This is a genomic window from Pseudomonas sp. KH_024_B2 (assembly GCF_057839965.1).
Genome location: NZ_CM174502.1, coordinates 1,882,260 through 1,897,814 on the forward strand (window position 1 = coordinate 1,882,260; position 15,555 = coordinate 1,897,814).

Below are 15,555 nucleotides of genomic sequence, written 5' to 3' on the forward strand. Positions count from 1 at the left end.
CTGCTTCGTATTAGCGTAGTTGTCTTTGCTGAGGACGTTTCTCCGGTATTTGTTATTTGTCCATCGCTCGAGTAGGCACAGACGACTACCGGAGTTGCCGGCTAGAATGACGGAGTTCCTAGCCAAACAATCTGCTGGCGGTACAACGTTAGTCGACTGATTGGATATGTCGAGTTTCGACTGGTAGAGACAAATATTGACCTGGTTTTATGGGGCCTGTCTGCTCTTTTGATGTTCAAAAATTACGAATTTATAAAGATGTTAGTTAGTTTATGTTGTCAGCATAATTTCACTAACTTGGGTCGGGCTTATGAACCCCATTAGCAACCCCTACATGTCAGGTTCAGGCCTGCCACCCCCGGTACTGGCGGGGCGTGAGGCCTTGCGTGAGCGGGTGCGGATTGGCATGGCACGACTGCGGCTGGGCCGATCGGTTAAGAGCGTACTAATGGTCGGACTGCGCGGCGTCGGTAAAACCGTACTGCTCGAGCAAATGCGCCTCGATGCGGAAGGCGAGGGCGTGCACACCCTCTGTATTGAAGACCCTGAACAGAGGTCGCTGCCGGCCTTACTGGCGCCCCAGTTACGACTGGTGCTGCTGCACCTCAGTCAAATCGGGGCGGCGAAGGACACTGCCCTGCGCGCGTTAAGCGCACTGGCGGGGTTTACCAAGGCACTGGAGGGCCCGTTCAACGACAGGCTGATTGACCTGGATTTTGACACCGAAGCGGCGGGCTTGGCTGACCACGGCCACCTGGAGGGCGGTTTCACCACATTGCTGGAACGCGCCGGCTTGGCGGCTAAGCAGGCCGGCTCCGCGGTGGTGCTGTTTATCGATGAGTTTCACTGTATCGAAGCGGCCCAACTCTCCGGTCTGATCGTAGTCTTACATCGCTGCGCACAATCCCGTTTGCCCATAATCGTGGTTGGCGCTGGCCTGCCCCAGCTTCGGGCTCGAGTGGGCAACGCCAAGGCGTACGCTGAACGGCTGTTTGACTATCCGGCTATTAGCCCACTGTCTGAGGTCGAGGCTGCCTTGGCCATTGTGCAGCCGGCTGCAGAGGAGGGGGTGGCCTTCGACGCGGAGGCGGTCGACCTTATCGTCGAGAAGACACGAGGCAGTCCGTTTTTTCTTCAGGCGTTGGCCAGCCACGCGTGGGACGTAGCCGTAGCCAATCCGATTACGCTGGCCGACGTGGAGCGGGCTTCGACTGCAGCCATCAAGACACTCGACGAGCGTTTTTTTCGGGGCCGCTTTGAGCGCCTAACGCCGATGGAAAAGCAGTACCTGCGAGCGATGGCTGAGCTTGGCCCGGGTCCGCACCGCTCGGGCGAGATTGCCGAGCGTCAAGGCCGTCGAGTCCAAGCCGTCGCGCCGGTCCGGAATAGCTTGATCGGCAAAGGGCTGATCTGGAGTCCCAATCATGGGGACACCGCATTCACGGTGCCGTTTTTTGACGAGTTCATGAAGCGGATCATGCCGAACAATGACTGGCATAGAATCAGCTAATGAGCGTTTTTTCCAAAAGAGTTGGAAATCGAATCAAGGTAGGACATCTGTGAGACGACCTCTCCCCCCAACTCAGGGGAAGCGGCCTCAGCCATCGCCGTTGCGCGCTTGTTGGCGATGGGGCAGGTCGCTGGCAACTCGTCATGGACGAACCAGTCACTTCGCTAAGCGGCTGTGCAGCCGATTGATTCGCTTACTGGTCAGCGGGGCGCTGTCAAATGACCCCTGTAGCCACCCTGCGTAAAGTCTAGCGGGAGTGGACGCGAGGGTAAACAGTGGTCGTTTGCGCCATCGGTATACTGTCACCTTTCACCGGCCATTGACGATTACGTCTGCAAAAACTCAGGCTGAAGAGGGCTTTCAGATACCTCAAGAAGCCAGTCAATCCCGCCAGCAAGCGAGAACGTGTTGCTTGGCTGACTGGTAAAACGTCTCGCGATCGCGGATGTCTTCACCGCACTTTTTTGCCATTTCAAAAAAACCATCACCGGGTCGTTTTGTGGTCTTTCCTATGACGACGCCGCTTCCGGCTGTATCGACCTCGACACGAAGTGCGCGGACGCGCAGCCCCGATGCGGCCACGACAATCTCCGCGTCCACCGGACCGCCCACCGCAGATTGCTGGGCAAGCAGTGCGGCCAGATCTTTGTCCGCCAGCGGCTCGCCTACCGGAAGGATGTGAAGGAAGCCGGTCATTCCATTCGCGGGCGTGCGAACTTCGCCCGCTGCACTCTCGATGATCGCTTCGCAGTCGAAGTGATAGGCGAGTACCTGCGCGGGGCCCTTCGATGAAGTGAACGAGATGGGCGTCGCTCCAGGCGCGGGCCGGATGTTCCGGATAGCAAACAGGCCGCGGAACACGCCGGGATGCACTACGTACGGTGAGTCTTTCGGCGTTCCTGTCTTGTCTTTGTAGCGGAAATCGAAGATGCCGTTGGACTCGGGTTGCCAACCGGTGTCGCGGCGAATCACGCCTGCGTTTCGTCCCCGCTCAACCGTCACCATGCGTGTGACGCGAATGCCCCACGGATAGAGCACGCTGTTGAACTTCACGATCTCCAGGGCCGTGCGCCCCACGAGCACGTTGAAGTGCACCTTGCTGGCTTCGGCGAACGCCGCGTAGGGATTGGCCCAGTCGCTGAACGTCGAAGCGCCATAGCCTGAAAGGTCCAGTCGGCTAACGGGGACGCGTGGCCTCGCGAGGGCGAACTCGTTGTTGAACATACCCTCGACGCATTCATCCGGGTCGTTCGGCGAGCCGAGCACGCTGATCCCTTCCGGTGCACCCGAAACGAGATTTACGCCATTGAGGAGCTGGACCGCTGCGCCTTCGAAACTCGGGCTCTCGAGGCCCGGAACGCTCGTGCCGCCGAGGGCGCGCGCGCTGAGCTGAAGTGCGTTCTGAAGCGGCAGTGGGCCGCTGTAGCTCGCGTTGTTGAGAGCCAGAGTGTCACCGCCGGGTCCGGACCGCAGTGCCATCACCGCGCGAATGCCGAACGGCAACGTGGTTACGAGACCCAGGCGCTCGCCGGCGGAGAACGTCTCAATAAAGCGGTCGAGTGCCAGATCCGGGATCACCGGGGCGAGCTTCAGGGAGCGCGAGCCGATGAGCGTTGCGCCACCGTCGTTCGCGGACGCCAGCGGGGTCGGAAAGTAGCCGAACTTCGTGAGATCCTGGTCGCGGTCGAGCGTCGCTACCGGTTCCCACTGCACCTGCGGCAGCATGAACACCTGCACGCCGGCGAGCGAAGTGGTGACGTGCAGGCCATCGACGGTGAGTGCGGCGGTGCTCGCCGAAACGGCGCGCCCTGCGCCTCGAATCTGAACGCCAACCTGATGGCGGTTCGTCGACACGTCGAGCAGGCGGATTCCGGCGCCGAACGTGATGCCGGCTTCCGTTGCGTGCCTGCCCAGCACCTCCAGGTTCCGCGCATCCTTTGCGCGTGCTTCTTCGACAACATGTCCGAGAGTTGCCTCGCGCTTGCGCCGGGCGGTGGCCAACGCCACGCTCCGATCCGTGGCGGACCAGGGGTCGGGCGGCGTTGCACCTGGCGCAGGACGCGACCCTTGCTGCGAAGAGTTTGTTAGTGCGAGGCCGCCCGTTCCGGTGGAGCCGCGAAAAGAGAGGCGAGGAGCTTCGTTCGCGGTCCAGTCGATTGTGGCAATCAGCGCACCACTCGCGCCGCCACGCCCGAACTCGCCGTGCGCCTGCACGTTCGCGACATACGGATCCGGCAGTGTCGGCAGGAAGCCGTGCACATCGAGATGGATCGAGACTCGTCCGTCGCGCAGCGCGCCGCCGTTCTGCAGCGCTCCAGTGAGGAGAACGAGCTTCGGCGAGCGCACGTGGAAGAAGCCGTTCTCCAGCGCAAGCGGCCAGGGTGCTGCGACCGGCGCTGCCGGGAGCCCTCGCGTGAGCAGCGTCACCTTCCGGAGCGCGTCTTTCTCGGTGAAAATCAGATGCACCGGCGCATCCAGCGCGGGAAGCGGATTGCCTACGGCCGAGAGCGGCCGATCAAGTGAGATCGATGCCTGCGCGGTGAGCGAAAGGGCTTCGCCCATCTGCGCGTCGCACACAAACGCGATCTCGAGTGGCACCACCGTGTGTACGGTGACGGGGAGCGGCAGGCCGCTTTGCTCCAGACTCCAAAGTCCGAACTGGTGTTTCGCCTGGGACGCGAGGGGATCGTTGCTGGTCGCACGGACGAGAAGACGCGCGGGGCTGGCCAGCATCGACAGGCTATCGAGGCGAACGGGCCCGACGTTGCTCTCTGGCCAGCTGACGAAACCTCCCGCGCCCAGGTAGAGAAGGCATCCCGAGCTTGCCGGGTCTGCCTCACCCAGCGCATTTGGATCGGCGACGCGTGACAGGGGCAGCCCACGCGGCGCGCTCGATCTCCACCTCGCCGCTGAACTGTGCGATCGCGTGAGCGATGTCGGCAAGATCCAGCCACTCGGGCTGCGGCCGGCCGCGAAACGCGATCATGTTCCACGTGCTGTCGAACGCGATGCCTTCGCCCGCTGCGATATCGAATGTCGATTCGGAGAGGACGAGCTTGCCCTGGATTCCGGTGAAAGTTGGTGGGAGGGACAGCGTTATCGTGATCTCCACCGGCGCGGTGAGCGATCCGAAAGCGCATTCGGGGTTTGCTGGAGGCGGAGGAGGAGCAGCGAGAGTGAGCGACAGGTCGATGACGCCTGGCGCTGCGAGCGTCAAGCGGTCGCCGGCGATGGTTGGCACGGCGGGCAATCCCACTGAGCCGCTCGTGACATTGAACCCGACGTAACCGTCCTCGGGCGCGGCGGGGTCGAGCAATCGCGCGAGCACCCAGACCGTTCCCGGATCGAGTGTGAGGCGGAATCGCGCAAGCGCCACGTTTGGGAGACGTGCGGAAGTCATGACGAGCACGGGGCGCGCGACCCCAGGCACGTATACCGTTCGCCCCTGCGCCGACCCGTAGATGTTGAACCAGATCTCGCGTCCGTCTGCATCCAGGAAGGGGCCGACGCTGCTTGCTTTCTTCTGGCCCTGGAACACGGATTGTTGCGGGCTGGTGAGGAACTGCAGCGGGTCTGTGCGCTCGAGGGTGAAGCTGCCTTCGATGCCGAGCGCGTTCAACGCTGGCTTCGCGCCCTCAGCATCGAAGTAGGCTTGAGCAGAGGCGAGCTGCTCTTTGCTGACTTGTGGTGCGTCCTCGAGAACCGTCTCCCCAGAGAGGCTGTTCGCGATAGCGAAGCGCAGCGCTTCGAGAGTCTGGCGGGTGGAGCCGGGTCCGGGGCTGAGCCCGGCGCTCCGGCTGACAAGCAATCGGGCGAGCGTGTCACGATCAGGCATCGCGTCATTCCTTTTTAACCGTTGAGGCTGACACAACACGTAGGAGCGAGCGAAGAGCGCCGTGCCAGCACCGCTCGGCTCAGCGCGCAGCCGCCGCGCAGCATTTTCTGGGCACTTCGCCTCCGCTGAATCGCTACGCGCAGCGAGACTGTGCCGCGCGGGGCCGTAAAGGACACGCGGGCGCACGGTCAGTCCCGCCGCACGCTGTTTCGTCAGCCCAGCCGCTCCGCTCCAACGCTTACCGGCCCATGCGTACCCGGCGCAGCGGACTGGCGTACGTGCTCGCTGCGCAGCTCGCCGAGGCCGTTGGCACCCAAGTGTAGGAGAGTGTTCACGGTTTCGCTACGCAAGTAGTCAATCACGCTGTCGACGCCGCTCGCACCGCCCAGGGCCAAACCGAACATGACCGGTCGGCCGATTGCTACCGCGTTGGCGCCCAGCGCCAGCGCCTTCACCACGTCGGTGCCGCGGCAAATGCCGCTGTCCAGAATCAGGGGTTGTAAGCCGGAACCGCCGAAAACTCCGCCGGAAAACATTGGCAGGATGGTTTTCGGCTATTTCCGCTACCCGACAGGGTTTTTCGGGCAAGATTTAGGGGGCTCAAGCCGGCGGTTTTCGACCTAACTACGCCATCACCGGCAAACACTGGTTTGCTGGACGATGGCCACCCGCCCAACGGAAGCTGTCATTTTCAGAAGACAATTGCACCGTCTTGCTGGCTGAAACACCTGATGTGCACAGGACTTCTGATTACCGGATGATCAGTAGTTGCCTGCACCATCGTCGTCTATGCTCAAAACTCCTGTGCACAAAAGTGAGGTGCAGGCATGACGGCGGAAGTGCAGCGCGTTGCCGAGCAGGGGATCTTGACCTTGCCCGATGCGGCCTGGGAGCGGCACGGCAACGAATGGAGGTCATAGGGCGGCTGGCGGCGCTTGAGATCGTCGGCCACCAGGCCGCCGATGCCGCCGCCCACACACTGAGCCTGTCCCGGCGACAGATTTACGTCCTGATCCGGCGTGCTCGGCAGGGCTCCGGCCTGGTCACGGACCTCGCGCCAGGCCAATCGAACGGCGGCAAAGGCAAGGGCCGCTTGCCGGAGTCGGTAGAGCGCATCATTCGCGAGTTGTTGCACAAGCGTTTCCTGTCCCGGCAGAAGCGCAGCCTGGCGGCGCTTTATCGCGAAGTCACGCAGGCGTGCAAAGCGCAAAAGCTCCGGGTGCCGGCGCGCAACACCGTCGCCTTGCACATCGCCACCCTGGACCCGATCACAACCGCGCGCAGCCGGGGCGGCGAGACCCTGAATCCCTGGAGCACTTGCGCGCCAAGGACGTACCAGCCGGAAGTCACTTCCGCTACATACAAGGAGCACGTCATGAAAAAAACCCTGATTTACCCGATGAGTCTGTTGATAGCTGCAACACTACCGTCCCTGACGGCCCAGGCGGAAACCCCATTCGCCGACAGATCACTGGTGGGCAAGGTCCCCTTCCTCACCTCCACCGCTGAAAAGCTGAGCGACTCCAAGCTCAAGATAGATCCCTTTCTACCCTCCGCCATTTCACCTCCGGCCAACTACAAAGGGCCACTGTTCACCCTCAGCCACGACTATCCAAGCCAGTTGCCCGCAGCCACTTCCTTCCCCTGGAGCAAGACGACCAACAACGGCAGGATCACCCAGGCCAATGCCAATGCCTACGTTCAAGCCCTCAAGGACTATGTCTCTCCGGACATGCGCAAGATCGTCTTCGACTATGCCAACTGGAACTACCAGAACAGCGGCTGGTATGACTCCATATGGCTAGGCGTCGAGCGCGAGCCTATTCGTGGCGTCTATGTCGGATCAGGCTTCCCGGCCGGCACCCTGACCGATCAGAAGCAACCTCTGACCACCTATGTGCTGACGCTCTACGACACCCGAGCCGCGAAGACCCTGGGCAACATCTGGGGAACGACCGCCGAACGAGCGATGAATCCCGTACTGACCACCGAGGCGGCACAGTTCGCGGAAGGCAGTGTCATCGTCAAGTTCGCCCTGGTCACCGCCTGTGGCGCTGATTGGGCGCCGATGGAAAACGCCGCGCAATGGCAGATCTACGCGCCAACGAATATCAGCAACGGCAGCGCCCAGGACCCGAACTCCAAATGCGTCGACAACGGTTCCAAGGGCAGTGCCACCCTATCCTCCATGACCAATGTCTATCTGATGCAGTTCGACATCATCGTCAAGGACAGCGTTGCCGCTCCCCAGACGGGCTGGGTGTTCTCGACGCTGATCTACGACAAGAACGCCCCCGGCAAGGATGCCTGGGACAAGATGATCCCGCTGGGAGCGACCTGGGGCGGCAACCCGGACGTCATCAACACCGATCCGCAAGCGCTGACACCGCCGGTCACCGTCAATCCGAAGCTCAGCGAAAACTGGATCAACCCGAAAGCGCCTCCCTACTCGACATCCACGCTGGGCTGGGACGGACGCCTTTCGGGCCCCAATGACGGTGCCGTGGTCACTCCGGCCTGGACCGCCACGCATTACTACCCAGCCGGTCTGGCCAGCGCGGGTTGCCTGGGATGTCATAGCAGCGCTCAGTACCCGATGACCTCCTTCCTGCTACCGACCAGCAGCCAGCCGCCGCAGGCCATCGACCCACCGCTCTCGAGCAACGACAGTGCCGCTGCGCTGGTCATGGCCGATCCTGGCTCGCAACTGTGGATGCAATGGTTCCAGAGCCGCAACGGCAAGACGCCGATGGGTCCGAGCGCGAACGGAAAGGCCCCGGTGGCACTGGATTACGACATGGTCACGGCGTTCAAGGCCATTCCCATGTGGCAGCAGGCCAAGGCGGCTCAAACCCGCAGTGCGCCATAGAGAACGGCTCGAAAACGGGCTTCCGGAGGACGCGGAAACGTTTCCAGAACGGTCATTGGACGAGACGATGCCGGAAGGCATCGTCTCGTCCAGGCTGGAGAAGCGTCACGGTCGTCACACGGCGGAATAGACAGTTCGGTTTCGCTCCGGCAAGCGTAAAGAGATGTTGGCCAGGTGCAACGCTACGCAAGCGAGATATCGCGAATGCACCAACGCCCCAGCGATGGGGAAATGGATGGAGTGGGTCAATGAACGCGAGCGCGGCATGGACACTCATTGCGCTCGCTCCAGCACTGGATTTCGAGCGATGGAAAGGATGACATGCCCACCAGACTGATCATCGGTGCCGGTGTTTCCGCAGCAGTATTCCTGCAGACCTTGCAGGACGACCATGAAACCGTCGTGGTAGGCGAGGACGGCCTTTGGGCCAAACTGGCGGAGCACCCGATGGGGCAACCGGCCCACCTCCTGCATCTTCCAGGCACTCCGACTCCCGTCTTCCAGGCCCCGAACGGAGAACTGAGCCTGGATCACTTTCTCTCCTCCAGCGTCTTTCAACAGGGCGTAAGCCGGATCGTGGCGGGGAAACGCTACGGGTGCAGTCCGCTTCTGACCCTGGGGATTCCACGCGCACTTGGACACCCATTCCACGAACACTTGGACAGTGATTCCACGCTGACTTGGACACTCATTCCACGAGCACTTGGACAGTGATTTTCCACTGACCCAACCCATGCTCAGGCAGGCAGCGACGCAGGATTATTCACTACCATCGACCTCTTTTCTCGAAGCGAAGAGGTCGTCGTGGAGCGTATATCCATGCGTAAAATCCGAGAGGTACTACGCCTAAAGTTCGACGCCGGCCTGTCCGTGCGCAAGATCGCCACCAGCCTTCGCATCAGCAGTGGCAGCGCCGGCAACTACCTGCATCGCTTCAACGCTTGCGGGCTGACCTGGCCGACGGCGTTGTCGGATGCTGAACTGGAACGCTGTCTGTTCCCGCCAGCGCCGACGGTTCCCAGCGATCAACGGCCGATGCCCGACTGGGCTCATGTTCACGCAGAACTGCGCCGCCCCGGCGTGACTCTGGCTCTGCTCTGGCAAGAGTATCGGCTCAGCCATTCGCAAGGCTTCCAGTACAGCTGGTTCTGCGAGCACTACCGCCTCTGGGCCGCCAAGGTCGATGTGGTCATGCGTCAGGAGCACCGAGCTGGCGAAAAACTGTTCGTCGATTACGCTGGCCAAACCGTGCCAGTTATCGACCGGAAAACCGGCGAAATCCGTCAGACGCAGATCTTCGTCGCCGTCCTGGGCGCCTCAAGCTACACCTTCGCCGAGGCCACCTGGTCGCAAAAACTCCCAGACTGGCTGGGCTCGCACACTCGGTGCTTCGCTTTTCTGGGCGGCACCTCACAGATTCTGGTGCCGGACAATCTACGCAGTGGCGTCACCAAAGCACATCGCTACGAGCCCGACATCAACCCCAGCTACCGTGATCTGGCCGAGCATTACGGCGTAGCGGTGCTGCCCGCGAGATCCCGAAAACCCAAGGACAAAGCCAAGGTTGAAGTTGGTGTGCAAGTGGTCGAGCGCTGGATCCTAGCGGTCTTGCGCGACCGCCAGTTCTTCTCTCTCGGCGAACTCAACATAGCAATCGGACTGCTGCTGGATCGCCTCAATCAAAAGCCCTTCAAGAAGCTGCCCGGCTCGCGCCGGTCGGCCTTCGAGAACATCGACCGGCCCGTGCTGCAACCGCTGCCGGAACATCCTTACGTTTACGCCGAGTGGAAAAAAGTGCGGGTACACATCGACTACCACGTCGAAGTCGACGGCCATTACTACTCGGTGCCGTACCAGCTGGTGAAGCACCAACTCGAAGTGCGGCTGACCGCGCAGACTGTCGAGTGCTTCCACGCCAATCAGCGCGTGGCCAGTCATCTGCGCTCGCAGCACAAAGGTCGCCACACCACCCACACCGAGCACATGCCCAAGAGCCACCGCGAACATGCCGAGTGGACGCCACAACGGCTGATCCGTTGGGCAGAGCAGACCGGCCCGAACACGGCCGGCGTCATCGCCTACATCCTCGAGCGCCGAATTCATCCGCAGCACGGCTTCCGTGCCTGTCTGGGCATCCTGCGCCTGAGTAAACAGCACAGCGAAGAGCGGCTGGAAGCCGCTTGCCAGCGTGCGCTGGCACTCGGCGCATGCAGTTACAAAAGCCTCGAATCGATCCTGCGCCAAGGCTTGGAACGGCTGCCGCTGACCCAGCAAAACCTGCCACTGCTGCCCGAAGAACACATCAACCTGCGTGGCCCCGACTACTACCACTGACCTGAAAAGGAGCATCAAGATGCTACCCAACCCGACTCTGGACAAGCTGCAAACCCTGCGGCTGCACGGCATGATCAAAGCGCTGAGCGAGCAACACGCAACGCCCGACATCAGCGATCTCAGCTTCGACGAACGCCTCGGCCTGATGGTCGACCGCGAAGTGACCGAGCGTGAAGATGCTCGGCTGACCACTCGCCTCAAAGCCGCGAGACTACGCCACAACGCCTGCCTGGAAGATATCGATTACCGCAGCCCGCGCGGCCTGGACAAGGCCCTGATCCTGCAACTCGGTAGCGGCCAATGGCTGCGCGACGGCCTGAATCTGATCATCGGCGGCCCGACAGGCGTAGGCAAAACGTGGCTCGCCTGCGCGCTGGCCCATAAGGCCTGCCGGGACGGTTACAGCGTGCGTTATCTGCGTCTGCCTCGCTTGATGGAAGAACTGGGCCTGGCCCACGGCGACGGTCGCTTCGCCAAACTCATGGCGGGTTATGCCAAGACCGATCTGCTGATCCTGGACGACTGGGGCCTTGCACCGTTTACCGCCGCGCAGCGGCGCGACATGCTGGAACTGCTGGACGACCGTTACGGAAACCGCTCGACGCTGGTGACCAGCCAGATGCCGGTGGATAAATGGCATGCGCTAATCGGTGATCCGACCTTGGGCGATGCGATCCTCGACCGGCTGGTGCACAACGCTTACCGCATCGAACTGAAGGGCGAATCGATGCGCAGGCGCGCAACGAAATTGACTGCAACCGGGACTTCAGACTAACAATGCGAACCTGCGTCGCTGCGCTCCGACTGCCTGTCCAAGTGAGCGTGGAATGAGTGTCCAAATGATCGTGGGCTGAGTGTCCAAGTGTCGTGGAATCCGCAATCGGCAGAGAACGACCCATAGCTGTCGTTGGGAATGGCAAAAAATCAACAGGATCGGACTTTCCAGCGCCCACTAAACGCAATGATGACAATCCTGGTTAATACAACAACAGGTGAAATTGAATCGTCTCATTCAATGCAACGGTGATTTCTTACTAGGCCAGCTCGGGCGAGTACGATGCATAGTATTGTCGCCAGCGCCCCAAAAATGGCTGGTACCCAGCCGATTGCAGCAACTCCCCCACGATCTATGGCCCATCCGCCGCAAAAAGCTCCAATCGCTATCCCCAGGTTCGCGCAGGATAAGTTCATAGTCATGGCGAACGCTGGCGCCTGTCCTCCGGCCATCGTTACCCGCACTTGGCTAAGCGTGACTCCGGCAGTGTGGGCGACACTCCAGATCACGAGCAGCACGGCTATGACCGGCAATACATTATGAAACGCTCCGGCCAGGTTGACTGCCACGACAAGGGCGGCCGCACTCGCCACAGTCGCGATAACGGGTGCACGATCAGCTACCCGAGCTGCGACACTGTTACCCACCAGCCCAATGGCGCTGAACAGCAATAGCGTCAGTGCAATCTGTGAGCCACTGAGATTCAGATACCCGTCCAGCCAGGCGGCGAGAAAGGTGTACGCGGCAAACATGGAGGCGAAGAGCAGGACGGAGAGCAGCAGATGTCCCAGGAACAGGGCGTTTCGTAGCAAGTTAAGCGGCAAAGCGATGCTGGGAATCTCCGGGACTCGATAGTTGGGATAGCGACCCCATGTCACTGCGGCTGCCACCAAGGAAAACAACGACAGCAGCACGAATGGCAGTCGCCAATTGCCCCATTTCGCCAGTGCAACACCCGCAGGCAGGGCGACCAATACTCCAATGACAAAGCCCAGGTTGGCATTTGCCAGCGCTCGACCTCTTTGATCCGGCATGGCGAGTGATGCCACGGCCGCAGCACCCACGCTGACGAATGCCGGAAGCATTGCGCCCTGAATAATGCGTGTGGTCAGCAGAACACTCAAATTTGATGAAGATGCCATCACTGTGTTGCCGACGCTGTAAAGCAACAACGTGAACACCAGCACGGAGCGTGGAGACCAACGACTGCTCAGCAGCATGAGTCCAGGGCCGGCCACCGCCGCGGATAGCGCGAACAATCCTGTCAGGCGTCCCGCCTCTGCAAGCGAAACGCCTAGATCGTTGGCGATCAGTGGCAGCAAACCGACCACAATGAACTCAGTTGCCACCACCACGCTGATGGCGGGCACAAGTACCCAGAGCACTTGCTTGAGCCGTGCATCGGCAGAGATGGTGGCGACGTTCACGCGTTGGCACCGCCATCGATGGTCAAACCACTGCCGTTGATCGAGCGAGCTTCGTCTCGAGCAACAAATGCAACCAGCGCTGCAACATCCTCCACTCGGCCGTAACTCTTGATCGCCATGCGATTAAGCTGGGCTTCAGAACGCGGACCATTGGCGGGGTTCATGTCCGTGTCAGTAGAGCCAGGGTGCACAATATTGACGGTGATGCCTCGGGGCCCGAGGTCTCGTGCCAAACCTTTGGTCCAACCGATCAATGCCGCCTTGCTCATCGAGTACAAGCTCATACCCGCGTCAGGCACTCGTTCGGCGAGGTTACTGCCGGTGGAAATGATTCTGCCTCCTTTTGGCAGATAAACCAGTGCTGCTTGCGAGGCCAGCAGCACCGCTCTTACGTTGACTGCAAGGGTGTCATCGATGTCTTTAACGCTCATAGTTTCAACCGGGCCACCACGGATGATGCCCGCGTTATTGACCAGGATATCGAGCCCACCCAGTTCAGCAGCTGCGCGATCGACTGCCTGTCGGATCGAATCTGGCGATGCTGCGTCCATTTGGATCGCGACCGCGCGGCGGCCGGCGTTGTTTAGCTCTTCGACGATGACCTGGGCGGCATCCGCTGATTGCTCATAAGCAATCGCAACGTCAGCGCCCTCTGCTGCGAGCCTGCGAGCGATGGCCGCACCGATACCGCGGCTTCCACCGGTGACAAATGCGCGCTTACCGATAAGTGACAACATGGTGAGTCCTCTATTTATGTGATGATCGATACAGAATATAATTCTCCGAAAACATGCGTCAACAATTAATATAACGATCAACACATAAATGGTGAAAACACATGGCGGATCGTGGACGGCCCCGGAATTTCGATAGAGAGAAAAGTCTTGCCAAGGCAATGGAACTTTTCTGGGAGAAGGGTTACGAAGGCGCTTCGATGGCGGAATTGACTGCCACAATGGGCATCGGCTCGCCGAGCTTGTATGCAGCGTTCGGCTCCAAGGAAGGACTCTTCAGGGAAGCAGTGGATCTTTATCGCGCGACCGATGGAGCCGCGGTTTGGCAAGAGACACTTGCCGCGACCTCGGCATATGGCGCTGTTGAGGCGTTCCTGATGTCTTCAGCCCGCGAATTCAGCAGGATCGACAAGCCAAGCGGGTGCTTCATCATCCTTTCAGCCTTGCACTCGACGCAGGCCAGCGCCGCTGTCGGAGCCGAGGTATCAGCCAAAAGAGCGCGCAACGTCGAGATCCTTGCCGAAAAGCTCGCTCAAGGTGTGCAGAGTGGTGAGATTGACGAAGGGGTAAACGTTGAGGCGGTAGCGCGTTTTCTCATCACGGTTCAACAAGGTATGTCGATTCAAGCGCGCGATGGCGCGAGGCGTCAAAAACTCGAGGAAATCGCCCACAGCGCGCTCGTCGCGTGGCAGGCACTGACGAGGGATGATTCATTGGCACAAAACCGTGACACCACTGTTCTTCGAACGCACTCATGACAGTGTTCGCATTATTTGGACAGCAGAGTACGACTGGAGTGGGGGACGGCTCTGCCAACAGGGGGGCGCCGCCGGAGAGTGTCCGCTAATGGCCGATTGCTTCCTGTTCTCAAGGCTATCCATCCATACGATGGGCTATTGCAAAGATTAGAACTCCTTCTCTTACACAAGGTGCTCCCCCGTTTTTGGGGGGCTGTGCATAACCTCTCTTAGTGCGTCCAATAAAGCGGAAGCGGCAGGTGACAATGTAGCGTCTCCTAGTCGGGAAACACCGATTTGCTCCAGAATTAGAGGTTCGAAAGCCGGGAGGCGAACTAGCTCATTACTATGTGCTGGGTCAGAAATAACTGATTGAGGTAAAATTCCAAGAAGATCGGTCTGCTTTAATAACCAAAGTATATTAAAGAATGATACTGTTTCTATAGTTGCATGTGGTGGGTCAATGTCCTTTCGATGAAAAATGTTATCGAACTGCTTCCGTAAAGTAGTTTCTATTGGCGGCAGAATCCATGCTTCGCGCGCGAGCTCTTCCAGTTTAACCCCAGGTTGCTGAGCAAGAGGGTGGTCACGGCGCGCAACGATGATGGCGTTTTCGCTAAAGAGCGCTTCCTGAGCGACAACGACGCTTGAGCTGACATCGGAAAGTCTCCCAATCAAGAAGTCCAATTCGCCTGAGATAAGCCGAGGTATCAGTTCTCCGCTCACACCATCGACGATTTTGATGCGGATGCTTGGTCGGCTGGCCCAGAGTCGCGCGATGGCTGCAGGCACAAGATAACTTGACCCTGTTAACACGCTTCCTATGGCAACACGCCCGGCATGCCCTTTTCCAAGAGCGTCGATTGCTTGGGATACATGATCCAGCTGGGCAAGGATCATCCGGCTGCGCTGCACAAAGTCCCGACCAAGCTCTGTAGGCGTAACCCCCCTGCGATTCCGAGTGTAGAGCTGAGCTTCTACAGCCTCTTCCAGATCTTGTAGCAGCTTGCTCGCTGTAGGCTGTGAGAGGTTCAGCGAGCGTGCAGCGTGCAAAACACTGCCATATTCAAACAATGCAATCGCCAAGCGGAAATGCCTGACTGTCGCCCATTTTTCCAACCGGTCCAGACTCATGTGGTATTCCTATAATCGATATCACACCAACTATATTATAGATTTACGAATACCATAAGCCCTCCTAGAATGAGCCTGACGCGCTGGGTCGTTCCAATTAAACACTTGCGAAGTGTGCAGAAGGTCTTGTCCGTATTGATTTAACATCTCTGGGATACGACTCCTTTTAAGCGGGGCGGCCTTTTATAAAATCTTTGAAT

At 59.8% G+C, this 15,555-nt stretch carries 12 protein-coding genes; 5 read left to right on the top strand and 7 right to left on the bottom strand.

Annotated features, from left to right (window positions below; translation table 11 throughout):
• The first annotated feature begins 334 nt into the window (after positions 1 to 334).
• The gene (locus AC3I0A_RS08930; RefSeq protein ID WP_489378458.1) at positions 335 to 1,510 is read left to right on the top strand and encodes a DUF8462 domain-containing protein; all 1,176 of its coding nucleotides are present in this window, start codon (positions 335 to 337) and stop codon (positions 1,508 to 1,510) included.
• A 381-nt stretch (positions 1,511 to 1,891) separates the two neighbouring features.
• Here AC3I0A_RS08930 and AC3I0A_RS08935 read toward each other — a convergent pair whose 3' ends face one another.
• The 3 genes from AC3I0A_RS08935 to AC3I0A_RS08945 all read right to left on the bottom strand — a co-directional run bounded on the left by AC3I0A_RS08935 (position 1,892) and on the right by AC3I0A_RS08945 (position 5,881).
• On the bottom strand, positions 1,892 to 4,243 hold the full coding sequence (locus tag AC3I0A_RS08935) for a hypothetical protein (RefSeq protein ID WP_489377332.1): 2,352 nt from the start codon (positions 4,241 to 4,243) through the stop codon (positions 1,892 to 1,894).
• 103 nt (positions 4,244 to 4,346) lie between these two features.
• On the bottom strand, positions 4,347 to 5,345 hold the full coding sequence (locus AC3I0A_RS08940; RefSeq protein ID WP_489377333.1) for a hypothetical protein: 999 nt from the start codon (positions 5,343 to 5,345) through the stop codon (positions 4,347 to 4,349).
• Positions 5,346 to 5,557: 212 nt separating this feature from the next.
• Entirely contained in the window at positions 5,558 to 5,881 is a 324-nt protein-coding gene (locus tag AC3I0A_RS08945; protein WP_489377334.1) for an alpha-hydroxy-acid oxidizing protein, read from the bottom strand.
• 371 nt (positions 5,882 to 6,252) lie between these two features.
• Between AC3I0A_RS08945 and AC3I0A_RS08950 the strand changes: the two genes are divergently transcribed.
• Positions 6,253 to 8,214, top strand: a complete 1,962-nt coding sequence (locus AC3I0A_RS08950) for a hypothetical protein (RefSeq protein WP_489377335.1) — start codon at positions 6,253 to 6,255, stop codon at positions 8,212 to 8,214.
• 273 nt (positions 8,215 to 8,487) lie between these two features.
• Here the strand turns inward: AC3I0A_RS08950 and AC3I0A_RS08955 are convergent, their stop codons facing one another.
• Positions 8,488 to 8,748, bottom strand: coding sequence for a hypothetical protein (locus tag AC3I0A_RS08955; RefSeq protein ID WP_489377336.1), 261 nt, complete (start codon positions 8,746 to 8,748; stop codon positions 8,488 to 8,490).
• 285 nt (positions 8,749 to 9,033) lie between these two features.
• On the opposite strand from AC3I0A_RS08955, the gene istA reads away from it, so the two are divergent.
• The gene (istA, locus tag AC3I0A_RS08960) at positions 9,034 to 10,548 is read left to right on the top strand and encodes an IS21 family transposase (protein ID WP_489374736.1); all 1,515 of its coding nucleotides are present in this window, start codon (positions 9,034 to 9,036) and stop codon (positions 10,546 to 10,548) included.
• Positions 10,549 to 10,567: 19 nt separating this feature from the next.
• Positions 10,568 to 11,323 (top strand): IS21-like element ISPsy14 family helper ATPase IstB, encoded by a 756-nt coding sequence (gene istB / locus AC3I0A_RS08965; protein ID WP_489374734.1) that lies wholly within the window; start codon positions 10,568 to 10,570, stop codon positions 11,321 to 11,323.
• A 233-nt stretch (positions 11,324 to 11,556) separates the two neighbouring features.
• Here the strand turns inward: istB and AC3I0A_RS08970 are convergent, their stop codons facing one another.
• Together AC3I0A_RS08970 and AC3I0A_RS08975 are read right to left on the bottom strand one after the other, a co-directional pair.
• Positions 11,557 to 12,750, bottom strand: coding sequence for an MFS transporter (locus tag AC3I0A_RS08970; RefSeq protein ID WP_489377337.1), 1,194 nt, complete (start codon positions 12,748 to 12,750; stop codon positions 11,557 to 11,559).
• Positions 12,747 to 13,487 (bottom strand): SDR family NAD(P)-dependent oxidoreductase, encoded by a 741-nt coding sequence (locus AC3I0A_RS08975; protein ID WP_217856386.1) that lies wholly within the window; start codon positions 13,485 to 13,487, stop codon positions 12,747 to 12,749. Before AC3I0A_RS08975 ends, AC3I0A_RS08970 begins: the two co-directional genes overlap by 4 nt.
• A 158-nt stretch (positions 13,488 to 13,645) precedes the next feature.
• On the opposite strand from AC3I0A_RS08975, the gene AC3I0A_RS08980 reads away from it, so the two are divergent.
• Positions 13,646 to 14,242, top strand: coding sequence for a TetR/AcrR family transcriptional regulator (locus AC3I0A_RS08980; RefSeq protein WP_489377338.1), 597 nt, complete (start codon positions 13,646 to 13,648; stop codon positions 14,240 to 14,242).
• A 162-nt stretch (positions 14,243 to 14,404) separates the two neighbouring features.
• Here AC3I0A_RS08980 and AC3I0A_RS08985 read toward each other — a convergent pair whose 3' ends face one another.
• Entirely contained in the window at positions 14,405 to 15,355 is a 951-nt protein-coding gene (locus tag AC3I0A_RS08985; protein WP_489377339.1) for a LysR family transcriptional regulator, read from the bottom strand.
• Positions 15,356 to 15,555: the final 200 nt, after the last annotated feature.

Coding starts and splice junctions, on each gene's coding strand:
- AC3I0A_RS08980 (WP_489377338.1), top strand. CDS start 13,646: ATGGAACTTTTCTGGGAGAAGGGTTACGAAGGCGCTTCGATGGCGGAA.
- AC3I0A_RS08950 (WP_489377335.1), top strand. CDS start 6,253: ATGGAGGTCATAGGGCGGCTGGCGGCGCTTGAGATCGTCGGCCACCAG.
- AC3I0A_RS08975 (WP_217856386.1), bottom strand. CDS start 13,487: ATGTTGTCACTTATCGGTAAGCGCGCATTTGTCACCGGTGGAAGCCGC.
- AC3I0A_RS08930 (WP_489378458.1), top strand. CDS start 335: ATGTCAGGTTCAGGCCTGCCACCCCCGGTACTGGCGGGGCGTGAGGCC.
- istA (WP_489374736.1), top strand. CDS start 9,034: ATGCGTAAAATCCGAGAGGTACTACGCCTAAAGTTCGACGCCGGCCTG.
- AC3I0A_RS08945 (WP_489377334.1), bottom strand. CDS start 5,881: ATGTTTTCCGGCGGAGTTTTCGGCGGTTCCGGCTTACAACCCCTGATT.
- istB (WP_489374734.1), top strand. CDS start 10,568: ATGCTACCCAACCCGACTCTGGACAAGCTGCAAACCCTGCGGCTGCAC.
- AC3I0A_RS08935 (WP_489377332.1), bottom strand. CDS start 4,243: ATGCTGGCCAGCCCCGCGCGTCTTCTCGTCCGTGCGACCAGCAACGAT.
- AC3I0A_RS08940 (WP_489377333.1), bottom strand. CDS start 5,345: ATGCCTGATCGTGACACGCTCGCCCGATTGCTTGTCAGCCGGAGCGCC.
- AC3I0A_RS08985 (WP_489377339.1), bottom strand. CDS start 15,355: ATGAGTCTGGACCGGTTGGAAAAATGGGCGACAGTCAGGCATTTCCGC.